Genomic DNA, 25,527 nt, shown 5'->3' with positions numbered 1-25,527 from the left:
TTGGGGTAGCTTGTTCGGGTGGGAACCGCAACCGAGCCGCAGTCGTTCCGGCCGGACATCCAGGGCCTGAGAGCCGTCGCCGTCGTGCTCGTGGTGCTCTACCACGCCGGCTTGCCGCTGCTCGGCGGCGGATACATCGGCGTCGACGTGTTCTTCGTGATCTCGGGCTTCCTCATCACCGGCCACATCGCGCGGAGCCTGCAGCGCTCCGAGTTCTCCTTCGGCTCCTTCTACGCCCGGCGCGTCCGGCGCATCCTGCCCGCCTCCTTCGCCGTGCTCATCGCCAGCCTCGTGATCGCCTGGCTCGTGGTTCCGCCGCTCGAACTCGCCCGGATAGGCCGGGACGCCGCGTGGACCGCCCTGTACGTGCCGAACCTGCTCTTCGCGCGCGAGGGCACCGACTACCTCGCCTCGAGCGAACCGAGCCTCTTCCAGCACTACTGGTCGCTCGGCATCGAGGAGCAGTTCTACCTGCTCTGGCCGCTGATCCTCTGGGCCGTGTACCGGCTCGCAGGGCGCCGGATCGGCGCGGTGCTCTGGACCGCGGCGATCCTCGTCGCGGCGTCGTTCGCCGGGTCCGTCGTGCTCACCGAGACGCAGCAGCCGTGGGCGTTCTTCCTCCTCCCGACCCGCGCCTGGGAGCTCGGCGTCGGCGGCATCATCGCCGTGCTGCTCGCGCGCCGCGAACTGCGCCTGGGCGCACGGGCGCGCTCGTGGATCGGCATCGCCGGGCTGCTCGTGCTGCTGGGCGCCGCCCTGCTCTTCGACCACACCACCCCGTTCCCCTCCTACTGGGCGGCCGTGCCGGTGCTCGCCACCGCCGCGGTCATCCTCGCCGGCCCCTACGAAGGCGCGGTCGGGGCGCTGCTCCAGAATCGCGCCGCGCTCTGGATCGGCGCGATCTCCTACTCGGTCTACCTCGTGCACTGGCCGCTGCTGATCCTGCCCCAGGCCGCCGGGGCCTGGATGACGCCGCTGGAGCTGTGGCAGTCGCTGCTGCTCGGGCTGCTCGCCTTCCCGCTCGGCTGGCTGAGCTACCGCTTCATCGAGACACCGTTCCGCAGGCCGCGATCCACCGGCCGGCGCGCCGTGTGGCTCCCGCTCGCCTCGGCCGTGCTCGCGAGCGCGCTCGTCGCCGGGGTCTCGGTGGTCGGCATGCGCAGCATCGCATCCGCCGAACTGCACGCCGGCGAGCCGGCCCCCGCTTTCTCGCTGAGCGAGCAGCCGGTCTCCGCCCCGATCGTCGGCTCCAACCTCAGCGTGCGCCTCCAGGACTTCCAGAGCGAGAAGGCGATCCCGAGCGGCCGCGGCTGCAACCTCACCGTCACGAGCTCCGATCCGCCGCCGGCCTGCACCTACGGGAGCGACCCCGACGCGCCGAGCGTGGCGCTCGTCGGCGACTCCCACGCCGCCCAGTGGGCGCCCGGACTCGAGGAGATCGCCGACGCCGGGGACATCTTCCTCACCGCCCACGTGCGGAGCGGGTGCACGATCTACGATCGCACCCTCACCGGCGAGCTCACGGAATCGCGCGACTGCCTGAGCTGGAAGGACGACGTGATCGAGCTGCTGCACGAGGAGCAGCCGGAGGTCATCCTCATCGCGAACTCCGTGGGGCAGACGCTGCCCGAGGCGTACGACCTCGGCATGCGGGAACTGCTCCCGGAGCTGCCGGAGGAGAGCCGCGTCGTGCTGATCCGCGACACGCCCGCCTTCCCCGGCGACCCGATGGCCTGCCTCTCGGGGAGCACCGGCGACCCCGATGCCTGCTCGGTCTCGCGGGAGGACGGCTTCAAGCCGGGCTTCCGGGAGGTCGACGACGGACTCCTCGCCGACTTCGACCTGGTCGAGTTCGACTTCACCGACTACGTCTGCAACGCGGACTCCTGCCCGCCGATCCAGGGCGACGTGCTCGTGTTCAAGGACTCGCACCACATCTCCCAGACCTTCTCGCGGGAGATGGCGCCGGTGCTCGCCGAGGCGCTGGCGGAGGCGCTGCCCGCGCCTTGAGCGCCCGGCCCCTCCCTCACCTCTCCCGGTTCTCCCGGCTCCGCCTCTCCTCTTCCGCCTCTCCTCTTCCGCCTCTCCTCTTCCGCCTGCCCCCGCGTCTCCCGCATCTCCCGCCTCCCCGCGCATCTCCATCCTCTCCTGCCTCCCCGCTCCCCGCGCGTCTCGCCGCTTGTGGACCCGAAACGCCCCTTCATACCTCGGCAAAGGGCGTTTCGGGTCCACAAGCGGAGCGGGAAGAGGGTGGGAAGGGAAGAAGGCGAAGGAAGGGGAGGGAGCGAGAAGAAACGAAGGCGCAGGAAAGGAAGAAGGCGCGAGAAAGGGCGGAAGGCGCGGGAGGGAGAAAGGCAGGGGGAAGCGCGAGGAAAGAAAGAAAAAGGGGAGGGAGCCGCGCGGGTCAGCGCCGGGGGCGCTTCGGCGCGACCAGCTTGGCGGCCTCGTCGATCGGGCCGTCGAAGACGACCTTGCCGCGCTCGAGCACGATGCCCCGCTCGCAGAGGGCCTTGACGGTGCGGATGTTGTGGCTCACCACGAACATGGTCTTGCCCTGATCGCGGAGCTCCAGGATCTTCTCGTTGCACTTCGCGCGGAACGCGGCGTCTCCCACCGAGAGCACCTCGTCGACCAGCAGCACGTCGAGCTCGGTATGCACCGCCACGGCGAAGCCGAGCCGCGAGCGCATGCCCGAGCTGTAGCGCTTCACCTCGGTCTCGAGGAACTTCTGCTCGATGCCGGAGAACTCCACGATCTCGTCGAAGCGGTCGTCGGTCTCCTGCTTCGACATGCCGAGGATGGCGGCGTTCAGGTAGATGTTGTCGCGGCCGGTCAGGTCGGGATGGAACCCGGCGCCGACCTCCAGGAGACCCGCGACCCGCCCCCGCGTGCGCACCCAGCCCTCGTCCGGCAGCATCACGCCGGAGATCAGCTTGAGCGTGGTGGACTTGCCCGAGCCGTTGCGGCCGAGCACCGCGAGCGACTCGCCGCGGCCCACCTCGAAGCTCACGCCGTCGAGCGCGCGGAAGTCGTCCGTCGCGGGACCGTTCCGCCTGAACAGGGAGACGAAGGACTCCTTCAGCGACCTGGCGTGCTTGATCCGGAACTCCTTGACCACCTCGTGGAGGATGATCGCGGGCTTCGTGTCGACGGCCGCGGCGGATGCGTCAGAGGTCTTGGGCAAAGCGCCCCTCCATCTTTCGGAACATGAGCTGGCCGAGCACCAGCGCCACGAGCGCGAACCCGATGCCCGTGAAGCTGTAGGTGAGCAGCAGATCGGGCGCGGGCGGGGCGTCCTGCGAGACCGGCCTCCAGAACACCAGGTGGGAGAGCTCCACCGCGGTCGTGACCGGGTTGATCATGTAGAGCTGGTAGACCCAGTCCATCCCGATCCCGGCCGCGCGCTCCTTCACCATGTACGAGGTGTAGAGCACCGGCGAGACCCAGGTGGAGAACATGAGGATGATGTCCACGATGTTCTTGGAATCGCGGTAGGCGACGTTGAAGGCCCCGAAGAAGAGCCCCAGGCCGAGAGCGAACACGACGACGATGACCACGAGGGCCAGGAAGGCGAGGATCTGCACCCAGGAGATGGTCCAGCCGACGATGATGCAGACGATGAGCAGCACCGCGGCCTGCGGCAGGAAGTGGATGATCGCCCCGCCCGCGGCGGCCACCGGGAACAGCTCGCGCGGCAGATAGATCTTGCGGATCAGCGACTTGTTGTTGAGGACCGCGTCGGTCGTGCTGCGGAAGGTCTCGCTGAACAGGTTGATGACGATGATGCCCGAGAACAGGTAGATCGGGAACGGCTGGACCGAGCGTTCGAGCCCGAGCAGGATGCCGATGACCACGTAGTACATGAGGAACTGGGCCAGGGGCCGGATGTAGGACCAGGCCCAGCCGAGGGCGGAGCCGTAGTACCTGGTCGCGATGCCCTTCTTGAGCAGCAGCGACAGGAGGTACCGGTGCTGGAACACACTGATGAGGCCGCGACTGGTGCCCGGGGTGGCATACTCAGGGTCGCTGAGCGCGGGGTGTTGAGTCACCCGGACATCTTATCCGAACGCCGGTGGGAGTCCCCGGCGCGGCTGCGGCGCGGGGCGGAGCCGCGCCGACGCCCTGATGTCCTCGCGGCGATGCGCCGCCGCTCCCGTCGCGAAGCGACGCCCCTCCCGCCGAGGAGCGGTCGCCCCTCACCGGACGGCACGATAGAGGGTTCCGCGCAAGCTATCCACAGATCCCGCGGAACCGTGTGCTCGCGCGCTCCAGCGGCGGTAGCGTTGCTCGCAATCGGACGGACTTCCTGAAAGAATCGAGGCATGAGCGTGGAGAGCTGGGTGACGGTGCTGGGCGTGGTGGTGACCATTCTCGCCATCTGGGGCTTCACGCGGTCGTCCCACAACAGCCTGCGCGCCGAGTTCAACGCCCGGTTCGACAAGATCGAGGCCGATGTCGGTAGCCTCCGCACCGAAGTCGCCAGTCTCCGCGCCGAAGTCGACAGTCTCCGCGCCGAAGTCGACAGTCTCCGCGCCGAAGTCACCAGGCTCCGCGCCGAAGTCGACAGGCTCCGCGCCGACGTCGACAGGCTCCGCGCTGACGTCGACGAGCTGCGCAAGAACTTGGAGGGCCTCAAGCTGACGGTCGCTCGAATCGACGAGCGGCTGAACATCGTGGAGCGCGGCACGGAGAAGCGCCTCATCGTGACGCCCGCGCGGTAGTCGGCCGCTGCGGGTCGGGCACGCCGCGCCCTCGAGAACCGGCGGACACGGTCCGCCGGGGCGTCAGGCGCCGATGACGATGCGGGGCACCCCGCGCCAGGCGGCCGGATCGGTGAAGTTGCGGCCGTCCGCGAAGAGCCGGATGCCGGGGAAGTCGGCCGGCCCGAGTTCGCGGTACCCGGCGTGATCGGCCTGCAGGATCGCGATGTCGACCGGGTCGCCGATCCGATGCGCCGCGAAGCCGTGCCCCGCCAGTTCGTCATCGCCGAACAGCGGATCGTGCACCGTCACCGTCGCACCCCGCCGCGTCAGCTCCTCCACGGTGGGAAACACGCCCGAGACCGCGGTCTCCTTGACGCCGCCGCGATACGCCGCGCCGAGCACGACGACCCGCAGCCCCGCGAGATCCCCGATCGTCTGCTCGACGCGATCCACCACGTAGGCCGGCATCGAAGCATTGACGTTGCGCGCGGTCCGCACGATGTCGGCGTCGGGGTCGGTCGAGAGGTAGAGCCTGGGGTAGACCGGGATGCAGTGCCCGCCCACCGCGATCCCCGGCCGGTGGATGTGGCTGAACGGCTGCGAGTTGCACGCCTCGATCACCCGGTACACGTCGATTCCGGCGGTGTCGGCGTAGCGCGCGAACTGGTTGGCGAGGCCGATGTTCACATCGCGGTAGGTGGTCTCCGCGAGCTTCGCCATCTCGGCGGCCTCGGCGGTACCCATGTCCCAGACCCCGTTCGGCCGCGGCAGGTCGTCGCGGTCGTCGAAGCTCAGCACGGCCTCGTAGAACTCGATCGCCCGCGTCGTCCCGGCCTCGTTCAGCCCGCCGACGAGTTTCGGGTACTTCCTCAGATCGGCGAACACCCGGCCCGTGAGCACGCGCTCCGGCGAGAACACGAGGTGGAAGTCGTCGCCCTCCACGAGGCCCGAGACCTCCTCGATCAGCGGCTTCCACCGCCCGCGCGTGGTGCCGACGGGCAGCGTGGTCTCGTAGGAGACGAGGGTGCCCGGCGTCAGGTGCTCGGCGAGCGAGCGCGTCGCGGCGTCCATCCACCCGAAGTCGGGCTGCCACGTCTCCTCGTCCACGAGCAGCGGCACCACCAGGACCACGGCGTCGGCGCCCGGGATCGCGTCGGCGTAGTCGGTGGTGGCCCGCAGCGCACCGCTCGGCACCAGCTCGGCCAGCTTCTCCGCGAGCTGCGCCTCGCCCGGGAACGGCTCCTCGCCGCGGTTGATGGCGGCGACCAGCGCCTCGTTCACATCGACCCCGACGACCTCGTGGCCCATCGAGGCGTACTGGACGGCGAGCGGGAGCCCGATCTTGCCGGTGGCGACGACTGCGATTCTCACGCGACGAGTCTACGCCCCCGCGCTCTCGCTGCGATCCTGCCCCGGGGCACGGAGCTTGCGCCGTTCAGGCGGGGCGCAGCAGCTGGCCGAGCGCCGCCCGGATGGGCGCGGCCTGCGCCTCGAAGCCGAGCGGCTCGGCGGCGCGATCCGCCGCGCGCTTCCACCCGTCGAGCTGCGCCGCGGTCACGTCGCGCAGCGAGGCCACCAGATCCTCGACCTCGAAGGAGTCGCTGACCACGCCGAGCCCGTAGCGCTCCAGCACCCGCACCATCTCCTCGCTCGGCCCGATCGCCAGCCCGAGCCGCGCCTGCACGTAGTCGAAGAACTTGTTCGGCAGGGTGAGCCGCGCGTTCGTGTGCGTGGGCGGGATCCAGAACACGCCGAGATCGTAGGCGGCGAGCGCGTCGGGCAGCTCCGCCGGGGCGACCGGATCCCGGAACGCGATGCGCGGCGATCCCGCCGCGAGGCTCCGCAGCTCGCGCAGGTGCGCGCCGCCGTCACCGCCGGGCACGAGGAACAGATCGAGCGTGAAGCGCTCGGGCAGGCGCAGGAACGCCGCGATCATCCGCTCGAGGCCGCGGCCGTGGATCGCCGCACCGCTGTGCACGCAGCGGACCGGTGAATCCTCGACCCGAGGGGCCGGGCCGCCGTTCCCCGGCGCCGGACCTACGGCGATCCCGCGGAACGGGCCGGCGTTGGTCATCAGCCGGGCGTCGACGCCGAAGCGCTCCCGGTACAGCTCGACGATGCCCTCGGAGACCGTCGTGACGAGCGGCGCGCGCGGCAGGTAGCGGGCGCACAGGTGCACCATGAAGGGCGCGACGAGCAGGCGCCACGACCGGATGTGGGTGCGCTCCTCCGGCGCCCACTCGTGCAGATCCGCCCACACCGGCGCATCGCCGGCGAGCCGGAACGCGAGATCCAGCACCCGGGCGTCGTTGGCCACCACCAGATCCCAGTGCTCGCCAACCCACGGTTCGCCGTCCGGGCGGGCGCCGGCCCCGCGCCCGTCCGCCTCGAGCCCCTCGGCCCGGAGCCCGTCGCGCGGCACCCGCTGCCGCAGCACCCACCTCGCCGCGGGCGAGGAGCACTCGGCGGAGCGGTGCGCGCGCAGGGCGAGACGCGCGACGCCCGCCGGGGTCTGCGGCAGCGTGGCCAGCCCGTCCGGCACCCGGAGGTGGTGCGCGGCCCCCTCCGGGGTCTCCCCGAAACCGATCGTCGTGACCTCGCCGAGCGAGGCCAGCAGCGCGATCTGCCGCAGCACCCGCGCGTCCCGGCGGAGGGGCGTCAGCGAGATGCAGAGGATCCGGGGCTTCACCGCGTCCACCACGTCCTTTCATCCTCCTCGTCTCGGAGCGCATTAGTATGTTGCGTCAGACACAAACGATACCCGCCACGAACAAACCTGCGGAGGAGCGCTGTGAGGGACGTGTTCCGCCTCTACCGCAGAGTGCTCGGCATCCTGCCCGCCGACGCCCGGCGGTTCCTGGGCTTCTACTCGGCCGCGCTCGCCGTGCTCGCGGTCTTCGACGCCGCGGCCCTCGGCCTGCTCGCCCTCATCATCGCGCCGCTGAGCCAGGGCGCCGCCGTCTCGCTGCCGCTCGTCGGCGATCTCGACACCGCCGGCGTGGTGTGGGCGATCGCCGTGATCTGCCTGCTCATGATGTCGAAGGCGATCGTCTCGGTCGTGCTGCTCCGCTGGGCGACCCGCGGCTTCGCGCGCTACGAGCTGGAGCTCGGCGACCGGCTCTTCGCCGGCTACCTCCGTGCCCCGTGGGAGGAGCGGCTGGGCAAGAACTCCGCCGACCTCGTGCGGCTCGTCGACAACAGTGTGGCGATCACGATCAGCAACTTCCTGCTGCCGGGCGCGACGCTGCTGGGCGAGGCCGCGAGCCTCGTGGCCGTCATCGCGGTGCTCGCCATCGCGCAGCCGCTCGTCGCGGTCATCACCCTGGTCTACCTCGGCCTCATCGGCCTCGTGCTCTACCTGTGGATCGCACGGCACGCCCGCGCCGCCGGCAAGATCACGCTCAGCTACGCGCTCAAGAACTCGCGGCTCATCACCGAGATGGTGGGAGCGCTGAAGGAGATCGCGCTCCGCGGCAAGTTCGGCGAGGTGGCCGCCGTGCTCTCGGCGAACCGCCGCACCACGACCCGCGCCCGCGCCAACGTGCAGTTCCTCGGCCAGGTGCCGCGCTTCGTGCTCGACGCGGGCATCGTCGGCGGCTTCCTGCTGATCGGCGGGACGTCGTTCCTGCTGGGGGGCGCCGCGTCCGCGCTCACCGCCGTGGCGCTGTTCGCCCTCGCCGGGTTCCGCATGGCGCCGTCAGTGATCCGCTTCCAGACGATCATGTCGCAGATGAACGCGACCTCGGCGCACGCCCGGCGCGTCGCCGACGAGATCGACGGCAGCGAGCACGCCGCCAGGCGGGCGGCGCCCGAGCGGAACGCCGACTTCCCGGCCGATCCGCGGGCCATCGAGGTGCAGGACCTGAGCTTCCGCTACGCGGGCTCCGCCGTCGACGCGCTGACGGAGGTGTCGTTCACGATCCCCTTCGGCCAGACGGTGGCGTTCGTGGGCGAGTCGGGCTCGGGCAAGAGCACGATGATCGACCTGCTCCTCGGACTGCTCTCGCCCTCCTCCGGCGGGATCTCGGTGGACGGGATCCCCATCCCCGAACTCGGCCGCGCCTGGGGGTCCCGCGTCGGCTACGTGCCGCAGGAGGTCTCCATCTTCGACGGCACGGTCGCGCAGAACGTGGCACTCACCTGGGGCGACGACATCGACCCGGACCGCGTGCGCTCCGCGCTCGAACGGGCGCAGCTGCTGCCCCTCGTCGAGCGGCGCCCGGGCGGCATCGACGGCGCGGTCGGCGAACGCGGACTGTCGCTCTCCGGCGGGCAGCGGCAGCGGCTCGGCATCGCCCGGGCGCTCTACGGCGAGCCGCGCGTGCTGATCATGGACGAGGCGACGAGCGCCCTGGACGCCGAGACCGAGGCCACCATCTCCGACGCGGTCGCCGCGCTCCGCGGATCGACGACCGTGATCCTCGTCGCCCATCGGCTGTCGACGGTGCGGCAGGCCGACCGGCTCTTCTACCTGGAGCACGGCCGTCTCGCCGCCCACGGCGCGTTCGACGAACTCGTGCGAGAGGTCGAGGGGTTCCGGCGCCAGGCCCGGCTCTCCGGACTCCTCGACTGACGCCGCGCCCGCGATCGCCCCATCCCGATCCTGCTCCCGCCCGCCAACACCGCCCCCGCCCCGCTTCCTTCTCCGATCCCCCGCCCCGAACTCCCTGCCCCGAACTCCCTGCCCCGACCCGAACGGACCCGATGACCGACCAGCCCCGCCTCGACATCCTCGTGCTCGCCGTCACGCCGTTCATGACCGAGCCCCGAGGCATCAAGCAGGTGCAGGAGCTGCGCCGGCACCACAGCGTCACCACCGCGGGGATCGGCCCGTCGCCGTTCCCGGATCTGCCCCACGTCGAGTTCCGCACGCTCGCCGAGCTGCAGGGGGGGAGGGTCTGGCGGATCAAGAACGCGCTGCGGCAGCTGTTCCGGCGGCACCGCGGCACGCTGAACGCGCACCCCCTGGTGGGCGAGGCGCTCGAGAAGCTGCGCGACGGCGAGTGGGACCTGATCGTCTCGAACGATCTGCTGGGCGTGCCGATCGCGAACCGGCTGCGGTCGCGGCTCGGCGTGATCGCCGACCTGCACGAGTACGCCCCGAGGCAGGGCGAGAACCGGTGGCTCTGGCGCCTGCTGATCGCGCCGTTCTTCGACTGGATCCTGCGCACCGAGGTGGCCGGCGGCGGGACGGTCGGCCGGGGCGGCGCCGGTGGCCGGGGCGGCGGAGCCGACGGCCGGGGCGTCGCCGGGGTCACGAGCGTGGGCCAGGGGATCCTCGACGAGTACGAGCGCGTCTACGGCTTCCGTGGCGAACTCGCGATCAACGCGACGCCGTGGCACGAGCTCGCGCCCGTTCCGACCGCGTCGCCGATCAAGCTGGTGCACAGCGGCCTGCCGGCGCCGGCGCGCAAGCTCGAGGTGATGATCGACGCGGTGCTGGCCACCCGCTCCGAGGTGACCCTGGACCTGTACCTGATGCAGAACAACCGCGCCTACCTGGACGAGCTGAAGGCCCGCGCCGGGGGCGACCCGCGGATCGTCTTCCGCGATCCGGTGCCCTACGCGGAACTCGTGCGGACCCTGCACCGCTACGACGTCGGACTGAGCCTGATCGCCCCGACCACGTTCAACCTCGAATGGTGCCTGCCCAACAAGTTCTTCGACTTCGTGCAGGCCCGGCTCGGCGTGATCATCGGCCCCTCGCCCGAGATGGCCCGCTTCATCGAGCGCTACGGCTTCGGCGAGACGGCCGACGACTTCACGGCGGAGGCGCTCGCGCGCGTGCTCGACGAGCTCACCCCCGAGCGGGTCGACGCCTGGAAGCGCGCCGCCCACGAGCACGCCCGCGAACTCTCGGGCGAGGTGCAGGCGCGGGTGTGGAGCGAGCTCGTGGAGCGGATCGCCGCCCGCGGCTGATCCGGCGCGCTTCCCCTCGCCCGCGCGTCCGCCCGCCCGCCCGCGCGCGCCCGCGCCCGCGCCTCCCCATCCTCGGGGTTAAGCCCCGGCATTGGACCCGAAGTGCCCTTTGCTGCTACCTGAAAGGGCACTTCGGGTCCACTCGCAGGCGAGATCGCAGGGGCGGGGCACCAGGCGAGCGGGAAATAGAGACGGGAGCACGAGGACGGGAACAGGAGAACGAGGACCGAAAGCCGGAACGGGAGAGCGAGGGCCGAAAAGCGGAAATTAGGAGAACGAGAACCGAGAACGGAAATTAGGAGAACGAGGACCGAAAACGGAAACGGGAGAACGAGGGCCGAAAGCGGAAACAGGAGAACGAGGGCCGAAAGCGGAAACAGGAGAACGAGGGCCGAAAGCGGAAACAGGAGAGCGGGGCCGAAAGCGGGAGCGTCAGCGCGGGACGAGCGCCTCGAGGATCGCCCGGATGCGCGCCGCCACGCGGTCGAGACCGACCCGCTCGCCCGCCCACTCCGCGACGCGGGCGCGGCGCGCAGGCGACGCCGGATCCTCGGCCGCCTCGATCATGGCCCGGGCGACGGCGACGGGGTCGAGGGGGCAGGCGACGCCGACGGGGCGCCCGTCGACCTCCTCCGCCATGAACGCCACCGCCGGGCCCGGACCCGCGTAGATGAGCGGCGCGCCGCAGGCGGCGGCACTGTAGAGCTTGGTGGGGAAGGCGAAGTCGTAGCCCGTGCCGGGGCGGACGCTCGCCACCGCCGCCGACGCCGCGCGGAGCACCGGCGCGATCCGATCGGGCGGCAGCACCGGCTCGAACGAGACCGCTCGGCCGACGTCGAGCTCGACCGCCAGGGACTCGAGCGCCCCGCGCTCGGACCCCCCTCCGATGAAGCGCAACCGCGCTGCCGGTTCGGCCCGCAGCACCTCCGGCATCGCCCTGACGAACACCTCGGCGCCGTGCCACTCGCTCGCGGTTCCCGCGTAGACGAAGGTCGGCGGCTGCGCCGCCGAGGACCGCGCCGGCGACGGATCCACGGCGCGGCCCGGCTCCTCCGCTCGACCCGGCTCCTCCGCTCGACCCGGCTCCTCCGCTCGACCCGGCTCCGCGGCTCGGCCAGGATCCTCGGCGCCGCGCGGACTCTCGGGGCCGCCCGGCTCCTCAGAACCGCGCAGCCCCGCCGCGAACGCCGCGACGTCGATCCCGTTGCCGACGGTCTCGACGCGCGAGCCGGCGCCGAGATCGGGGCCGATGCCGAGCTCGGCCAGCCGGGCGGTCACCCCCTCCGAGACGGACAGCACCGCCCGCGCACCGCGCAGCGCGAAGCGCTCGACCCTCCGCAGCACGCCCACCACCAAGCCCGGCGCGCCGGTCTGCGCCGCGGCGTCGGCCCAGATGTCGGCCGCGTAGTAGGCGTAGGGGGTGCGCCGCAGCGCGGCGGCGATCCGCACGAAGAACCCGGTGGTGGGCGGCGGCTCCACGACGATCAGATCCCGCCTCGGCCCGCACAGGATGCGGAAGAAGAGCGGCAGATCGAAGCTGAGGTACGGCAGGTAGCCGCGCACGTAGCCGCTGCGATCCCGCAGCACGGGCGCGCGCGCCACGCGGTAGGGCCGAGCCCCCCCACCGCGTGCACCACCGCGGGCACCACCGCCGGCAGCCCCGCCGCCGCGGGCATCATCCTCCGCCGCGGCGAGCGCGGCCGGCGGGCGAACCGTCAGCACGGTCACCTCGTGACCGGCTGCCGAGAGCTCCCGCGCCAGCGCCGCGAGCCGGAAGGAGGCCGCGGCCGGCTCCGGCTCGAAGATGCGGCTGGCGATCGCGACACGCACGCTGGCTCCCGTCCCGGGGCTCGGCTACGCGCCGGCTCGGGACACGGCGGCGACCGCGGCGACGATCCGCTCGATGTCGGGCTCGCCGAGCGAGGGGTGCACGGGCAGCGAGAGCACCTCGGCGGCCGCGCGCTCGGTCTCGGGCAGTTCGACGCCGGGCGCGAAGCGGGCGAGCGACGGGAGGCGGTGGTTCGGGATCGGGTAGTAGACGCCGCTCCCCACGCCGTGCTCCTCCTTCAGCGCGCCGCGGATCCGGTCGCGCTCGGAGGCCGGCACGCGGATGGTGTACTGGTGGTAGACGTGCACCGCGCCCTCGCGCACGCGCGGCACGGCGACGCCCGCGATCCCCCTCAGGCCCGCGTCGAGCGCTGCCGCGTTGCGCCGCCGCGCGGCGGTCCAGGCATCCACCCGGCCGAGCTGCACCCGGCCGATCGCCGCGTGGATGTCGGTCATCCGCGCGTTGAAGCCGACGACCTCGTTCTCGTACTGCCGTTCCATGCCCTGATTGCGCAGCAGGCGCACGCGACGCGCGAGATCCTCGTCAGCGCACACGACCATGCCGCCCTCGCCGGAGGTCATGTTCTTGGTCGGGTAGAGGCTGAACATCGCGAAATCGCCGAGCGCGCCCACCGGCCGGCCGCGCCAGCTCGCGCCGTGGGCCTGCGCCGCATCCTCGTAGACGGCCAGGCCGTGCTCGGCGGCGAGCGCGGCGATCTCGTCGGCGAGGAAGGGATGGCCGTAGAGGTGCACGGGCATGATCGCCGTCGTCCGGGGCGTGATCGCCGCCCGCACCGAGGCCGGGTCGAGGGTGAAGGTGTCGGGCTCGATGTCGGCGAACACCGGGGAGGCTCCGGTCAGCGCGACGGCGTTGCCCGTCGCCGCGAAGGTGAACGACGGCACGATCACCTCGTCGCCCGGGCCGACGCCCGCGGCGAGCAGGCCCAGGTGCAGGCCGCTCGTGCCGGAGTTCACGGCGACGGTCGGGCGCCCCTCCGCGAAGTGGTCCGCGAACTCCCGTTCGAATGCCGCCACCTCGGGGCCCTGAGCGATCATGCCCGAGCGCAGCACCCGATCCACGGCCTCGCGCTCCGCCTCGCCGATGATGGGCTTCGCCGCGGGAATGAACTCCGATGCCATCAGCCGCCTCTCGCCTCCTGGCCCGGTGGTACGGGCCGATCCCCTACGAGACTACCGGCAGCGCCGGACGGTCACGCCCGCGGGGCGGGGCGGCGCGCGGGGCGCGGGAGACACGGACTCCGGGTGCGCGACACAGGCTCCGGGGGATCCCGGTCTGCCAGAATGGCTCCATGACTGCGGCCTCCACGACTCCGGCCTCCGGCGCATCCGGCGCATCCGGAGCGGCAGCGCCGGCGCGCGCCGCCGACGGGGCCGCCGGCGCCGATGCGTGGGTGGTGATCCCGCTCTACAACGAGGCCCCCGTCATCGCGGAGGTCGTCGCGGGGCTGCGGCCGTTCTTCCCCCGCATCGTCTGCGTGGACGACGGATCGCACGACGGCGGCGGCGCGCTCGCACGCGCGGCCGGCGCGCGCGTGGTGACGCACCCGATCAACCTCGGCCAGGGCGCGGCGCTGCAGACCGGCTTCGACTACGCCCTCGAACGGGGCGCGGGCTACGCCGTCACCTTCGACGCCGACGGCCAGCACCGGCCGGAGGACGCCGCCGCGATGGTGGAGCGCGCCAGGGTCGAGCAGCTGGCGATCGTGTTCGGCTCGCGCTTCCTCGACGATCGCACGCGCCCGGGCCTCATGAAGCGGATCGTGCTCAAGACCGCCGCGACGGTGACCAACTGGTCGACCCGGACCCGCCTCACCGATGCGCACAACGGCCTGCGCGTGATCCGCGCGGACGCGCTGCGGCAGGTGCGGCTGCGCCAGGACCGCATGGCGCACGGCACCGAGATCGTGCTGCAGCTGGGCCGCACGCGGCTCCCCTACGCGGAGCAGGCCGTCGAGGTCCTCTACACCGACTACTCCAGGGCCAAGGGGCAGTCGCTGCTCAACTCGGTCAACATCCTCACCGACCTCTTCATCAGGTAGCCGCAGATGACGCTCTTCCAGTTCCTCCTGATCCTCGGGGTCGCCGTCGCCGCGCTGCTGGTCCTGCGGCTGCTGCCCGGCGAGCGAGCGCTCGCGCTGAAGCGCATCTTCGCCGTGCTGTTCGCCCTCGCCGCAGTGCTCGCCATCCTCTTCCCGAGCGCGCTCACGGCGGTCGCGCACTTCTTCGGGATCGGTCGCGGCGCCGACCTGCTGCTCTACGTGTTCATCATCGCGACGCTGCTCTTCGGCGTGGCCGCGGTGCGGTCGAAGGCGCGCAGCGACGCCAGGGTGACGGAGCTGGCGCGGGCCGTCTCGCTGATGGAGGCGCGGCTGAGCGAGCGCGGCGGCGGGGCCGAGGATCCCGTCGCGCAGGATCGCACGGCACAGGATCGCACAGCACAGGATCATCCGGCACAGGATCCTGGGTCGCCGCGTCGCGATCGTCCAGAGCCGGGCTCCCTGTGAACCACTGGATCGCCGCCGTCCCGGCGCTGCTGAGCGCGATCGCGCTGATCACGGTTCCGGGCCTGCCCGCGGCCCTCGCGCTGCGCCTGCGCGGTCTCGCGCTGCTCGCGGCCTCCGTCGCGGCCTCCTTCGCCGCCATCGCCGTGGCCGCGCTCGCCGCGCCGCTGCTCGGCCTCTCCTGGGGCGTGCTGCCGGTGCTCGGCGTCGCCGGTGCGGCGGCGCTGCTCTGCGCCCTGCTCCGGCTCGCGATCCCCGCGCCGGCCGTTTCCGCGGCCGTCTCCGCCGGGCGGCGGAGCCCCGCGCCGCGCCGCGCCGCGCTCGCGCTCGGCGGAGCGCTCCTGATCGCCGCGGCGGTCATCGGCCAGGAGCTCGTGCGCGCCATCGGCGATCCGACCCTGCCGTCGCAGACCTACGACGGCGTCTTCCATCTGGGCGCCGTGGCGCAGATCCTCGAGACCGGGGACGCCTCGCCGCTGCACATGAATCTCGCGAATCCCGAGCGGGAGAGCGTGTTCTACCCGACGCTCTGGCACGCCACGGTCGCCCTCGTCGCGCAGCTGTCCGGGGCCGGGATCGCGGTCGCGAGCAACGCGACGGCGCTCGCCGTGGCGGCGTGGGCGTGGCCCGTCGCGATCCTCTTCTTCGCCGCGCCGTTCTTCGCCCGGCGCCCGGCCCACCTGCTGCTCGGCGGGGCGCTCGCCGCGGCCTTCACCGCCTTCCCCTATCTGCTCCTCGCCTGGGGCGTGCTCTCCCCCAACTTCCTGGCCACCGCGCTGGTCCCGGTCGTCCTCGGCGCCGCGCACCTCGCCCTCCGGCCCGGGATGCGGCGGCCGAGGCCGGGCGGGAGCGCCGCCGTGCATCGGGTGCTCGGCCTCGACGCACCCCCCGCCGCCCTCTGGACGGTGGCGGCGGCGGCCACGGGGGCGGCCGCGCTCGCCCACCCGAACGCGCTCTTCGGGATCGCCGCGCTGATCGTGCCGCTCCTCGTGGTCACCGCCCTGGAGCTGCGCCGGGCCCGGACGTCGCGGCAGCCGGCACTCGCGCACGGGCCGACGCTCACGCGCCGCGCCGCGCTGCTGCGCTGGGCCGGCCTCGCCGCCGCGGGGCTCGGCATCCTGCTGCTGTGGTCGACGGTCGCGACCACCGAGCAGCGCCGCGCCGAGGGCCATGCCGCGATCGCCCTGCTCGACGCCCTCGGCAACGCCCCGATGCTCGGCTCGACCGCCTGGTTCACCACGGTGCTCGTGCTCGGCGGCGCCGGTCTGCTCCTCGCGTTCCGCAGGCACCGCTGGCTGCTCGGCTCGTACGCGATCCTCCTCGTGCTCTACGCGGCGGCGACGGGCCTGAGCGGGCCGGTCCGCGACTTCCTCACGGGCGGCTGGTACAGCGACGCGGCGCGGCTCGCGGCGCTGCTGCCCGTGATCGCGCTCCCGCTCGCCGGGGTCGCGGCCGCACTGCTGTTCGACCTCGTGGTGGACGGCCTCCGCGCGCTCGTGGGCACCTCCGGGGACGCCGTCCGCGGGGGGCGCCGCGACCTCGGCGGACCGAGCAGCGCCGCGCGGCGGATCCTGCCCGCCGCCGGGGGCGTGGCCGTGATCGCCCTGCTGCTCTTCGGGGGGCGCGGCGACGCCCTCGCGGAGCAGAGCGGCTGGATCTCGGATCAGCACGCGATCTCGGAGGAGTCGCCCCTGCTCGACCCCGACGAGTACGCCCTGCTGCAGCGGCTCGACCAGCAGGTGCCCGACGGGGCGCTGATCGCGGGGGATCCGTGGACGGGCACGGCCTTCGCCTCCTCCTTGGCGGGCCGCGACGTGCTGTTCCCCCACCTCTCCGGCAACTTCGGCGACGCGGCCGAGGCGCTCGCCGCCGACTTGCGCGACCTCGACGGCCCGGCGGCCTGCGCCCTGCTCGGCGAACTCGACGTGGCGTTCGTGCTGGACTTCCGCGGCCCCGTCCTGGTCAGCGACAAACCCGAGGTGGCGGCGCGCTTCGCGGGCCTCCGCGACGTGGGCGCCTCGCCGGCGCTCGAACCGGTGGACCGCGAGGGCGACGCGACCCTCTACCGCGTCGCCTGCTGATCCCCGCTCCCGGCCCTCTCCTTCCCTGAGCCCCCTCCCCCCACTCCCCCGTGCCCGGCACGCCGCCCCCCTGGTCTCTTTCCCGCGCCCGCGGCCGCGAGTGGACCCGAAGTGCCCTTTCGCACGTGGGGAAGGGGCACTTCGAGCCCACTCGCCGGCGGGATCATGCCCAGTAGCATGGATGCACGCGCGGAGTCCCGTGCGAACACGCACGCGGAGGGTCCATGGTGACAAAGACGCAGGCACCGGCACCGGCACAAGCGCGAACACGAGCGAGGCCGCTCAGACTCGGCCTGATCGGGCTCGGGATGATGGGGCGGCACCACGCGAGGGTCGCGCGTGAGACCGAGGGCGTGGAACTGGTGGCGCTCGCCGACGCGCTGGGCGATCCGCACGGGCTGGCCGGCGCGCTGCCGCTCTACGACTCCGTCGACGGCCTCATCTCCCACGGCGTGGACGCCGTCGTCGTGGCGGTGCCGACGCGCTTCCACGAGGAGGTCGGCCTCACCCTCGCCGCGGCGGGGGTGCACGCGCTGATCGAGAAGCCGGTGGCGCACTCGATCGAGGCCGGGCGCAAGCTGGTCGACGCCTTCGAGTCGCGCGGGCTCGTGGGGGCGGTCGGCCACATCGAGCGCTTCAACCCCGCGCTGATCGAGCTGCGGCGCCGGCTGCGGGCCGGCGAGCTCGGCGAGGTCTACCAGATCCACACCCGCCGCCAGGGGCCGTTCCCGTCCCGGATCGCCGACGTCGGCGTGGTCAAGGATCTCGGCAGCCACGACTTCGACCTCACGGCCTGGCTCGCCGGCGCGGACTACGTCGAGGTCGGCGCGCAGACGGCGTTCCGCAGCGGGCGGGAGCACGAGGACATGGTCGCCGTCTCGGCCAAGCTCGCCGACGGCACCATCACGAGCCACCTGGTCAACTGGCTCACCCCGTTCAAGGAGCGGGTCACGGTCGTGACCGGCGAGCGCGGCGCCTTCGTCGCCGACACGCTCACCGCGGATCTCACCTTCTACGAGAACGGCACCGTGGCGAGCGACTGGGACGCGGTCGCGAGCTTCCGCGGGGTCAGCGAGGGCACCATGACCCGCTTCGCCTTCGAGAAGCGGGAGCCGCTGAAGAACGAGCACGAGGCCTTCCGGGACCGCGTGCTCGGGCGCACCAGCGAGGCCGTGACCCTGCGCGAGGGGCTGCGCGTGCTCAGCGTCTGCGAGGCGTCGGTCGAGTCGGCGCGGAGCGGCCGCACGATCGCGCTGGGGCCCGACGATGGCTGAGCCGACGACGGCCGAGCCGCACGACGGCACCGGACCCGGGCGGGGCGCGCCAGGAGGAGACCAGGGCGGGTGCCGGATCAGCCCGCACGCCGTGATCGGCGCCGGAGTGGAGCTCGGCGCGCGCGTGCGGATCGGCCCCGGTGCCGTGCTGCTCGGCCCGTGCGTGGTCGAGGACGACGTCTTCATCGGCGCGGGCGCGCAGCTGGGCGCGCCGCCGGAGCTGAGCGATCGGCCGCAGAACGCCGCTTGGGAGGATCGCGACGGCCGCCCGGGCGACCTCCTCCACGCGGGCGTGCGCGTCGAGACCGGTGCCGTGATCCGCGAGGGCGCGGTGATCCATCAGGGGAGCCATCGCCCCACCACGGTCGGTGCGGGCGCCTGGATCCTGAACCGCGCCTACCTCGCCCACGACGTGAGGCTCGGGCCGGGCGCCACCGTCTCGGCCGGGGTGAGCATCGGCGGCCACTGCGTGATCGGCGCGCGCGCCAACCTCGGTCTGAACGCCGCGATCCACCAGCGCGTCTTCGTGGGCGCCGGCAGCATGGTGGGCATGGGGACGCCGCTGGCCAGGGATCTGCCGCCGCACGTCACCGCCTACGGCTCGCCCGCGCGCATCCACGGTGTGAACGCGGTCGGTCTGCGCCGTCAGGGCATCGACGAAGCGGAGATCGCGGCGCTGCGAGACGCCTACGAGGCCGGCGACCTGCTGCTCGAGCGCGCCGACCCCGGCCGGTGGAGCGGATCCCTCGCCGAGGATCTGGCCCAGTGGCGCGAGCGGGAGGATCGCCGCCCGGCCGCAGCCGCGCGGCCCTGAGCCCCGACCCGTCGCGCCGCGGACCCTCCGCGTGGCCTCAGCGCCCGTCGAAGGTCTTCCACCACTCCTCGGGCGAGACGATGCGCGGCAGCGCACTGCGGTACCGGGCCGCGAGGTCGTTCCACTCGCGCTCGATCCGCCGCGACGCGCGCCGGCTCTGCCGCCAGAGACGCCGGAACTTCGCGCGGTCGTGCCGGAACCACGTCTTGCCCGCACCGTCCGCCGTGCCGACGATCACGCTGCGGTGCCGCGGGACGACCCACCAGAAGGCGTCCCGCTTGGCGTATTCGACCTCGGGCGGAGCCGGGCGCGTCTCGTCGTCCCGGCGCAGCGCCTGGGCGAGCGCGGTGCGCAGTGTGAAGAGCGCGAGCCGCCAGCCCGCGGGGCCGGCCGGCTTCGGGCCGCGATGCGGCAGCGCACGGCCCTGCTCCGCGGCGGGCAGCCCGGGATCGTCCGGAAGGTAGACCCTCGTCTCGGGGTACTCGGCGGCGAGCTCCCTGGCTCGGGGCATCGCCGTCGCGAGGCTGCGGTGCAGCGCGTCGGGGCCCTCGAGCACCGCCTCCAGCCCGTCGACCGAGAGGCGCACCGCGTAGTACTGCATGTTGAACAGCTTCTTGATGTCCTGCCGTCCGTTGAACTGCACCAGCGCGCCGCCGCGGGGCTCCTGCGAGTGGAGCAGGCCGACCACCACGCGATTGCGCGCGTGGAAGAACGCCTGCCAGTCCTGGGTGTCGTCCTTGTCCTGCCAGGCGACGTGCCACAGCGCCACGCCGGGCAGCGACACCGTGCGGAAGCCGTACTCGCGCGCGCGCAGCCCGTACTCCGCGTCGTCCCACTTGATGAACAGCGGCAGCGCGAGGCCGATCGTCTGGATGATCCGCTTGGGGATCAGGCACATCCACCAGCCGTTGTAGTCGGCGTCGAGGCGCGCGTGCATCCAGCCCGTCTCGCGCAGCGCGCCGCGCCGGAAGTCGTGCCGACGCTGCTCGGGGAACGACGGCTGCCACATGAAGTCCCGCTGGCGCACGACCTCCGCCCAGGCGTGCATGACCGGCTTGTCGAGGAGATCGAACATGTGCCCGCCGACGATGGTGGGCTCGCGGCTGAAGCGCCCGAACTGCAGCGCCCGCAGCGCGCTCTCGGTCTCGAGCTCGATGTCGTCGTCGAGCAGGAGGAGGAAGTCGGTGTCGTCGAGGCGCAGGGTTTCCGCCATGGCGCGCGCGAACCCGCCCGAACCGCCGAGGTTGCCCTGCTCGATCACGGCGAGCTTCGCCCCGAGCTCCGCGGCGGCCGCGTCGAAGCCGGGCTCGTCGCGCACCTTGCGCGTGCCCTGGTCGATGAGCAGGACGCGGTCGACGACCTCGGCCAGAGCGGGATCGTCCGCGAGGCCGCGCAGCGTCGCCACGCAGTAGTCGGGCTTGTTGTAGGTGGTCATGCCGATGCTGAGCTTGCCATCGGTCACCGGCGGGGCGTCCGTGCGCCACTCGCCGCCCTCGAGGGCGAGCCCCTCGTCTCCCGCGATCAGCTCGAACCAGAGCCAGCCGCCATCGCCGAAGCGCGTCAGCGGCACCTCGAAGCGCGTCACCGCCTCGCCGTCGAGCGTGCGCGAGGCGACCCGCTGCTGCACGCCGTCCGCGGTGCTGCGGTAGAGGACGGCGCTGCCCGCGCCGCGCGTGCGCAGCTCGAGCGACACCTGCTCCACGACGGTCCAGCGCTGCCAGTAGGAGGCCGGGAAGGCGTTGAAGTAGCTGGCGAACGAGACGCGATCGCCCGCGCCGAGCACGGTGCCCCGCCGCGAGAACGAGCGATCCGCACGGGGCGTCGGCTCCGTCTCCTCGTACAGGGGCAGAACCTCGGGATCCGCGGACGCGGGGAAGACGACGTTCTGCAGCGTGGTGGACACGGCTCACGACCTTTCACAGCGGCCCCTCACGGCGTCAGGGTCGAGCCAAGCCTACCGGGTGACGGGGCGGGAACCCCGCCACCCGGCTCAGCTCGCTGGGGCTACCGGACGCGGAGGGTGAGCCGCTTCGACTGCGCCTGGGCCTGCGTGGCGGTCGCCGGGACGACCACGCGCAGCTTGTGGCTGCCCTTCTTCAGCTTCGGCAGGGCGATCGAGATCTTGCCCTTGCGCGACGCCTTCAGGGTCACCGTCTTCACGGTCCTCTTCCCGTCGAGCACCCGCACCTTGCCCGCCGCATGCACGCCACCGGCGCCCGGCAGCTTCACGGTCACGGCGACCCTGGCCTTCTGAGACCGCTTCACCGACTTCTTCGCGAGCTTCGCCGAGACGGCGGGCGCCGCCTTCGCGATCCGCACCGTCGTCTGCGCCCGGCCCGCGGCGACCGTGTCGCTGCCCAGGTACTCCGCCGTCAGCGCACGGGCCCCCGGCTTCACCGTCTTCGGCAGCGCCACACGGGCCGCTCCGGCGGCGGAGAGGTCCACGGTCGCGACGCTCGTGCCCGCGAAGAGGACCCGCACCTTGCCGGCGGCCGCCGCGCCGTCGGCGCGCACGGTCACGGAGGCGGTGTTCGCCTGACCGTACCTGAGCGACGTCTTCGCCGCGGTCACCGACACCTGCGGAGTCGCCTTCTCGGGCTCCGGCCCCACCGGCTTCTCGGCCACCGTCACGCTCACGACGGAGGAGGTCGAGCCGGTGAAGGCCGCGGGGTTCGCCGGCTCGAACACGGCGCGCAACTGATGCGTGCCCGCGGGCAGCGTCGCCGTGGCCGATGCGACGCCGGCGCTCGTCCCCGACGAGCCCAGCAGCGCGGAGCCGTTGAAGAACTCCACGGAGCCCGGGGCGGCCGGCGTGACCGTCGCGGTCAGCGACAGCGTCTCGCCCTCCACGCGGTCACCGCTCACCGCGAGCTGCGTGACCGTGTCCACCGCGGGCTTGGCGGCGATCGCCACGGACACCGGATCCGAGGTGGAGGCGGTGAACGCTCCCGGATCCGCCGGCGTGAACACCGCGGTCAGCGTGTGGCCCCCGGCCGTCAGCGAGGTCGTCGTCACCGACGCCGCGCCTCCGCTCACCGTCTCCGTGCCCAGCACCGCGGCGCCGTCGCGGAACTCCACGGCGCCGGCCGCGTCAGCGGGGGCGACCGTCGCCGTCAACGTCAGCGGCTCCCCCTCGACCCGCTCGCCGCTCGCCTCGAGCACCGTGGCCGTCGACACCGCCGGGCACTGGTTCGCGGCGCCCGGGGTCGCCACAGCGGAGAGCACCCACTCCCCCGTGCCCGCGGGGCACCGCTGCCACGACGGATTGCGGTGGCTGGTCCACGAGTACTCGTCGACCAGCGTCGTGCCGTCAGGCAGGTAGATCTTCACCGCATCATTCGCGCCCAGACCGAAGCCGCCCGGAATCGCATCGGGGTTGAACTGGTAGAACCCGCCCGGCTCGATGATCGTCGACACCGTCGCGATCGGCGTGGGCGTGTGGTCCGAGTCGTTCACGCGCCAGCCGTTGATGTCGATCGGCTGGTCGCCGATGTTGATCAGCTCCACGAAGTCGGGATTCGGGTTCGTCTTCACCTCGTTCAGCCGGATCGTGAACGGGTCCTGGCCGATCGTGAGCGCCACGGGCTCCGATGCGGAGCCCAGGTAGGCCGCCTCGTCGGAGGACGTGAACACGGCGGTGAGCGAGTGCTCCCCGGCCGCGAGCGCGCTCGTCCTCAGCGTCGCGGCGCCTCCGGCGACCTCCTGGCTGCCGATGACGTGGTCGCCGTCGCGGAACTCGACCGACCCCGCAGCGGCCGCGGGGCTCACGCTGGCCGTGAGGGTCAGCTCCTGTCCGGCGAAGCGATTGCCGGAGACCGCGAGACCGGTCGTGGTCTGCACCGTCTGCGCCTCTTCGAAGGCGCCCCCGAAGTCGAGCGTGTAGGCGTGCACGGGGAACTTCTGCACGTTCTTCGGCGAGAGATCCTGCGCCTCGGTGCCGTCGCCGTAGAGGTCGACGGTTCCCACGTCCTGCAGCACCCTGATCTGCGTGCCGTCGCTCAGGCCGGACGCGCCGGGCAGCGCCTCGTAGGATCCCGCCCAGCCGGCCAGATCCGGGGTCTGGGCCGAACGGACCAGGTTGGTGGCCCGTCCGTTCGCGTCGACCGAGCCGTCCCAGCCGTAGATCGCGAAGTCGCGGTCGTTGCCGTAGGATCCGGCCGCGATGAGGTACTTGCCGTCGTCGGTGTGCGTGAGGTCGCGGATCGCGCGGCCGCCGAGGTCGAGCAGGATCGGCTTCGGCGCGACGGACGCCGCGGTCGTGCGACCGCTGGCGACGAGTCCGGCGACATCGGTCACGGCCGCGATCACGGCCAGATTGTTCTGCAGGTTCCAGCTCGGCGCGTCCTGCGGGCGCACGACCGGGGAGCGGAACCCGAGCCACAGCGTCTGCCCGTCCGGGGCGATCGCCGCGCCCTCGACGTTCAGCGCGCGCGGGTTGTTCGTGACGCTCACGCCGGACTGGGTGCCCGCCTGGAGTGCGAAGAAGTTCGCGCCGTAGCCGTGGGCGTCGCTCGTGTCCCAGCCGATCAGCGACTGGCGGATGTTCTGGTTGTGCGCGACGTACTCCAGGACGGTGTCGGCGCCGGAGCCGGTGATCCTGGTCGCGATGACCGAATCCCGATCCGCCCGGATGTTGCCCTTGCGGGTGTTGCCGATCGAGCCGACCCAGTAGATGGTGTCGCCGATGCGGGCCGAGCTCTCGAGATCCCACTCCTCGCCCGACTTCAGCGCGGGCACCTGATTGGTGCCGGAGGCCGAGAAGTCGAAGGTCTTCACGGGCAGTCCGCCGTCCGGGCCGTAGAGCCGGATCCCGTTGGTGTCGTCGTCGGCGACGAGGAGGTAGCCGTCTCCCACCTCCTGCGCCGCGGAGGCGTCCGCGAGTCCGTGGTAGGCCGTGGCGCCCGCGGGCAGCGCGGCCGAGACCCGGTAGGTGAGGATCCCCGTCGTCGTGCGTCCGTCGGAGGCGGTGAAGGTCAGCGTCACCGAGGACGTGCCGACGCCGTGGGGCACGACCCTCACCGCGAAGCCGCCGTCGGCGTCGATCTGCCCCGTCACGTCGCTCGTCGCGATGACCTGGGCGTTGCCGACCGCGGTGGCCTCGACCGTCGTGGCCGAGGCGTCGCCGAGTCCGGCGACCCGCCCGGTGACGACCGGGTTGTTCGCTGCTCCGACGACGGCGCCGAAGACGGTCGCGTTGTCCCACTGCAGCGTGAGGTTCGGCAGCGCGGTCACCTGCAGCGGGGCGCTCGCGCTGCCGCTCGCGGCGACCGCCTCGACGGTCTTCGCTCCTCCTGCGGTGGATCCGGGAATGGTGGCCTGTCCGGTGAAGCCTCCCGCGCCGTCGGCGGTGAACTGTCCGAGCCCGATGACCGGGTCACCGGCCAGCCGAAGCTCGAACGACTCGTTCGGGGAGAAGCCGGCGACCGTGAAATCGAATGCGCTGCCGGCCGTGACGGGCTGCGCGGTGACGATCTGGATGGTGCGGTCACCGGGCTGCTCGCCGGTGTCCTCGATCTCGACCGTCTGCGCCGCCGAGGCCGAGGCGCTGAAGTCGCCGGCGAACATCGGGGTGAACTCGGCGGTGATCGAGTGCGTCCCGGCCGTCAGCGTCGTCTCGAGGCTGCCGTGTCCCGCGGTCGAGTGCGCGGTGCCGAGCACGGTGTCGCCGTCCTTGAAGGCGACCGTGCCGAGCGCGGTGCTCGGAGCCAGCGATGCGGTGAGCGTGATCGGCTTGCCGGTCTCGAGCTCGCCGCTCACCGCGAGCGCCGTCGACGACGCGGTCTGCGCGCAGGAGTTGGCCGCGCCGGGGGTGGAGGCGGAGGCGAGCGCCCAGGCGCCCGTGCCGTTCGCGCAGCGCTGCCAGGAGGGGTTGCGGTGCGAGGTCCAGGAGTAGCTGTCGACCGGATCGATGCCGCTCGGGGAGTAGATGCTCACCAGATCGCTGCTGCCCAGGCCGAAACCGCCGGGGATGCCGTCCGGATTGAACTGGTAGAACCCGCCGGGCTCGATCACCTGCGTCGCGGTGACGATGGGGGTCGCCGCGTGATCGGTGTCGGCGACGCGCCAGCCGTTGAGGTCGATCGGCTGGTCGCCGATGTTCACGAGCTCGACGAAGTCGGGGTTCGGATTCGAGCGGACCTCGTTGATCCGGATCGAGTCGCGGTCCGACTCGGTGACGTTCTGCGGCACGACTCCGGAGGCCGGCGCCGGCGTGACGGCCGAGGCCGCGGAGGCGCCCGCGAAGCCCGAGGCGATGAGCGCGAGTCCGGTCACCCCCGCCACGAGACTGCGGGCGAAGCGGGTCGTCCGTCCGTGGACGCGGAGTCCGGCTTCCGGGGTTCTGGGCGTCATTGGCATTCCTCGCTGTGAACGGGTGCTGGTCGGGAG

17 protein-coding genes are annotated in these 25,527 nt (G+C 72.5%); 9 read left to right on the top strand and 8 right to left on the bottom strand.

Annotated features, from left to right (window positions below):
* Nucleotides 1–18: 18 nt before the first annotated feature.
* A complete protein-coding gene (locus J4H92_RS15670; RefSeq protein ID WP_208095228.1) occupies nucleotides 19–2,010 on the top strand; it encodes an acyltransferase family protein in 1,992 nt (663 codons plus the stop codon).
* A 394-nt stretch (nucleotides 2,011–2,404) separates the two neighbouring features.
* Here J4H92_RS15670 and J4H92_RS01305 read toward each other — a convergent pair whose 3' ends face one another.
* Together J4H92_RS01305 and J4H92_RS01300 are read right to left on the bottom strand one after the other, a co-directional pair.
* The gene (locus J4H92_RS01305) at nucleotides 2,405–3,184 is read right to left on the bottom strand and encodes an ABC transporter ATP-binding protein (RefSeq protein WP_208095227.1); all 780 of its coding nucleotides are present in this window, start codon (nucleotides 3,182–3,184) and stop codon (nucleotides 2,405–2,407) included.
* Entirely contained in the window at nucleotides 3,168–4,049 is an 882-nt protein-coding gene (locus J4H92_RS01300) for an ABC transporter permease (protein ID WP_208095226.1), read from the bottom strand. Before J4H92_RS01300 ends, J4H92_RS01305 begins: the two co-directional genes overlap by 17 nt.
* A gap of 273 nt (nucleotides 4,050–4,322) precedes the next feature.
* On the opposite strand from J4H92_RS01300, the gene J4H92_RS01295 reads away from it, so the two are divergent.
* On the top strand, nucleotides 4,323–4,721 hold the full coding sequence (locus tag J4H92_RS01295; RefSeq protein WP_208095225.1) for a coiled-coil domain-containing protein: 399 nt from the start codon (nucleotides 4,323–4,325) through the stop codon (nucleotides 4,719–4,721).
* A 63-nt stretch (nucleotides 4,722–4,784) separates the two neighbouring features.
* Here J4H92_RS01295 and J4H92_RS01290 read toward each other — a convergent pair whose 3' ends face one another.
* Together J4H92_RS01290 and J4H92_RS01285 are read right to left on the bottom strand one after the other, a co-directional pair.
* A complete protein-coding gene (locus J4H92_RS01290; protein ID WP_208095224.1) occupies nucleotides 4,785–6,074 on the bottom strand; it encodes a nucleotide sugar dehydrogenase in 1,290 nt (429 codons plus the stop codon).
* 64 nt (nucleotides 6,075–6,138) lie between these two features.
* Complete coding sequence (locus J4H92_RS01285; RefSeq protein ID WP_341782959.1) at nucleotides 6,139–7,404, bottom strand: glycosyltransferase family protein; 1,266 nt, start codon at nucleotides 7,402–7,404, stop codon at nucleotides 6,139–6,141.
* A gap of 90 nt (nucleotides 7,405–7,494) precedes the next feature.
* Here J4H92_RS01285 and J4H92_RS01280 point away from each other — a divergent pair, with 90 nt between their 5' ends.
* Nucleotides 7,495–9,276, top strand: a complete 1,782-nt coding sequence (locus tag J4H92_RS01280) for an ATP-binding cassette domain-containing protein (protein ID WP_208095223.1) — start codon at nucleotides 7,495–7,497, stop codon at nucleotides 9,274–9,276.
* 131 nt (nucleotides 9,277–9,407) lie between these two features.
* Nucleotides 9,408–10,622 (top strand): glycosyltransferase family protein, encoded by a 1,215-nt coding sequence (locus J4H92_RS01275; RefSeq protein ID WP_208095222.1) that lies wholly within the window; start codon nucleotides 9,408–9,410, stop codon nucleotides 10,620–10,622.
* A 432-nt stretch (nucleotides 10,623–11,054) separates the two neighbouring features.
* Here J4H92_RS01275 and J4H92_RS15665 read toward each other — a convergent pair whose 3' ends face one another.
* Both J4H92_RS15665 and J4H92_RS01265 read right to left on the bottom strand, forming a co-directional pair.
* Nucleotides 11,055–12,452, bottom strand: a complete 1,398-nt coding sequence (locus J4H92_RS15665) for a glycosyltransferase (protein WP_208095221.1) — start codon at nucleotides 12,450–12,452, stop codon at nucleotides 11,055–11,057.
* 24 nt (nucleotides 12,453–12,476) lie between these two features.
* Nucleotides 12,477–13,589: a DegT/DnrJ/EryC1/StrS family aminotransferase gene (locus J4H92_RS01265; protein WP_208095220.1), complete on the bottom strand. Its 1,113-nt coding sequence runs from the start codon at nucleotides 13,587–13,589 to the stop codon at nucleotides 12,477–12,479.
* 170 nt (nucleotides 13,590–13,759) lie between these two features.
* Here J4H92_RS01265 and J4H92_RS01260 point away from each other — a divergent pair, with 170 nt between their 5' ends.
* The 5 genes from J4H92_RS01260 to J4H92_RS01240 all read left to right on the top strand — a co-directional run bounded on the left by J4H92_RS01260 (nucleotide 13,760) and on the right by J4H92_RS01240 (nucleotide 19,140).
* On the top strand, nucleotides 13,760–14,509 hold the full coding sequence (locus J4H92_RS01260; RefSeq protein ID WP_208095219.1) for a glycosyltransferase family 2 protein: 750 nt from the start codon (nucleotides 13,760–13,762) through the stop codon (nucleotides 14,507–14,509).
* A 6-nt stretch (nucleotides 14,510–14,515) separates the two neighbouring features.
* On the top strand, nucleotides 14,516–14,974 hold the full coding sequence (locus J4H92_RS01255; RefSeq protein WP_208095218.1) for a DUF2304 domain-containing protein: 459 nt from the start codon (nucleotides 14,516–14,518) through the stop codon (nucleotides 14,972–14,974).
* Complete coding sequence (locus J4H92_RS01250) at nucleotides 14,971–17,052, top strand: DUF6541 family protein (RefSeq protein ID WP_208095217.1); 2,082 nt, start codon at nucleotides 14,971–14,973, stop codon at nucleotides 17,050–17,052. The genes J4H92_RS01255 and J4H92_RS01250 overlap by 4 nt, the downstream gene beginning before the upstream one ends.
* A 224-nt stretch (nucleotides 17,053–17,276) precedes the next feature.
* Nucleotides 17,277–18,326: a Gfo/Idh/MocA family protein gene (locus tag J4H92_RS01245; protein WP_208095216.1), complete on the top strand. Its 1,050-nt coding sequence runs from the start codon at nucleotides 17,277–17,279 to the stop codon at nucleotides 18,324–18,326.
* On the top strand, nucleotides 18,319–19,140 hold the full coding sequence (locus J4H92_RS01240) for a DapH/DapD/GlmU-related protein (protein WP_208095215.1): 822 nt from the start codon (nucleotides 18,319–18,321) through the stop codon (nucleotides 19,138–19,140). Before J4H92_RS01245 ends, J4H92_RS01240 begins: the two co-directional genes overlap by 8 nt.
* 37 nt (nucleotides 19,141–19,177) lie before the next feature.
* Here the strand turns inward: J4H92_RS01240 and J4H92_RS01235 are convergent, their stop codons facing one another.
* Nucleotides 19,178–21,043, bottom strand: coding sequence for a glycosyltransferase (locus tag J4H92_RS01235; protein WP_208095214.1), 1,866 nt, complete (start codon nucleotides 21,041–21,043; stop codon nucleotides 19,178–19,180).
* A gap of 101 nt (nucleotides 21,044–21,144) precedes the next feature.
* Nucleotides 21,145–25,491, bottom strand: a complete 4,347-nt coding sequence (locus J4H92_RS01230; protein WP_208095213.1) for a DUF3616 domain-containing protein — start codon at nucleotides 25,489–25,491, stop codon at nucleotides 21,145–21,147.
* Between the last annotated feature and the right edge of the window lie 36 nt (nucleotides 25,492–25,527).

This window comes from Leucobacter weissii (assembly GCF_017565745.1).
Taxonomy (GTDB): Bacteria; Actinomycetota; Actinomycetes; order Actinomycetales; family Microbacteriaceae; genus Leucobacter; species Leucobacter weissii.
This window is presented reverse-complemented; position numbering and strand designations above follow the sequence as displayed.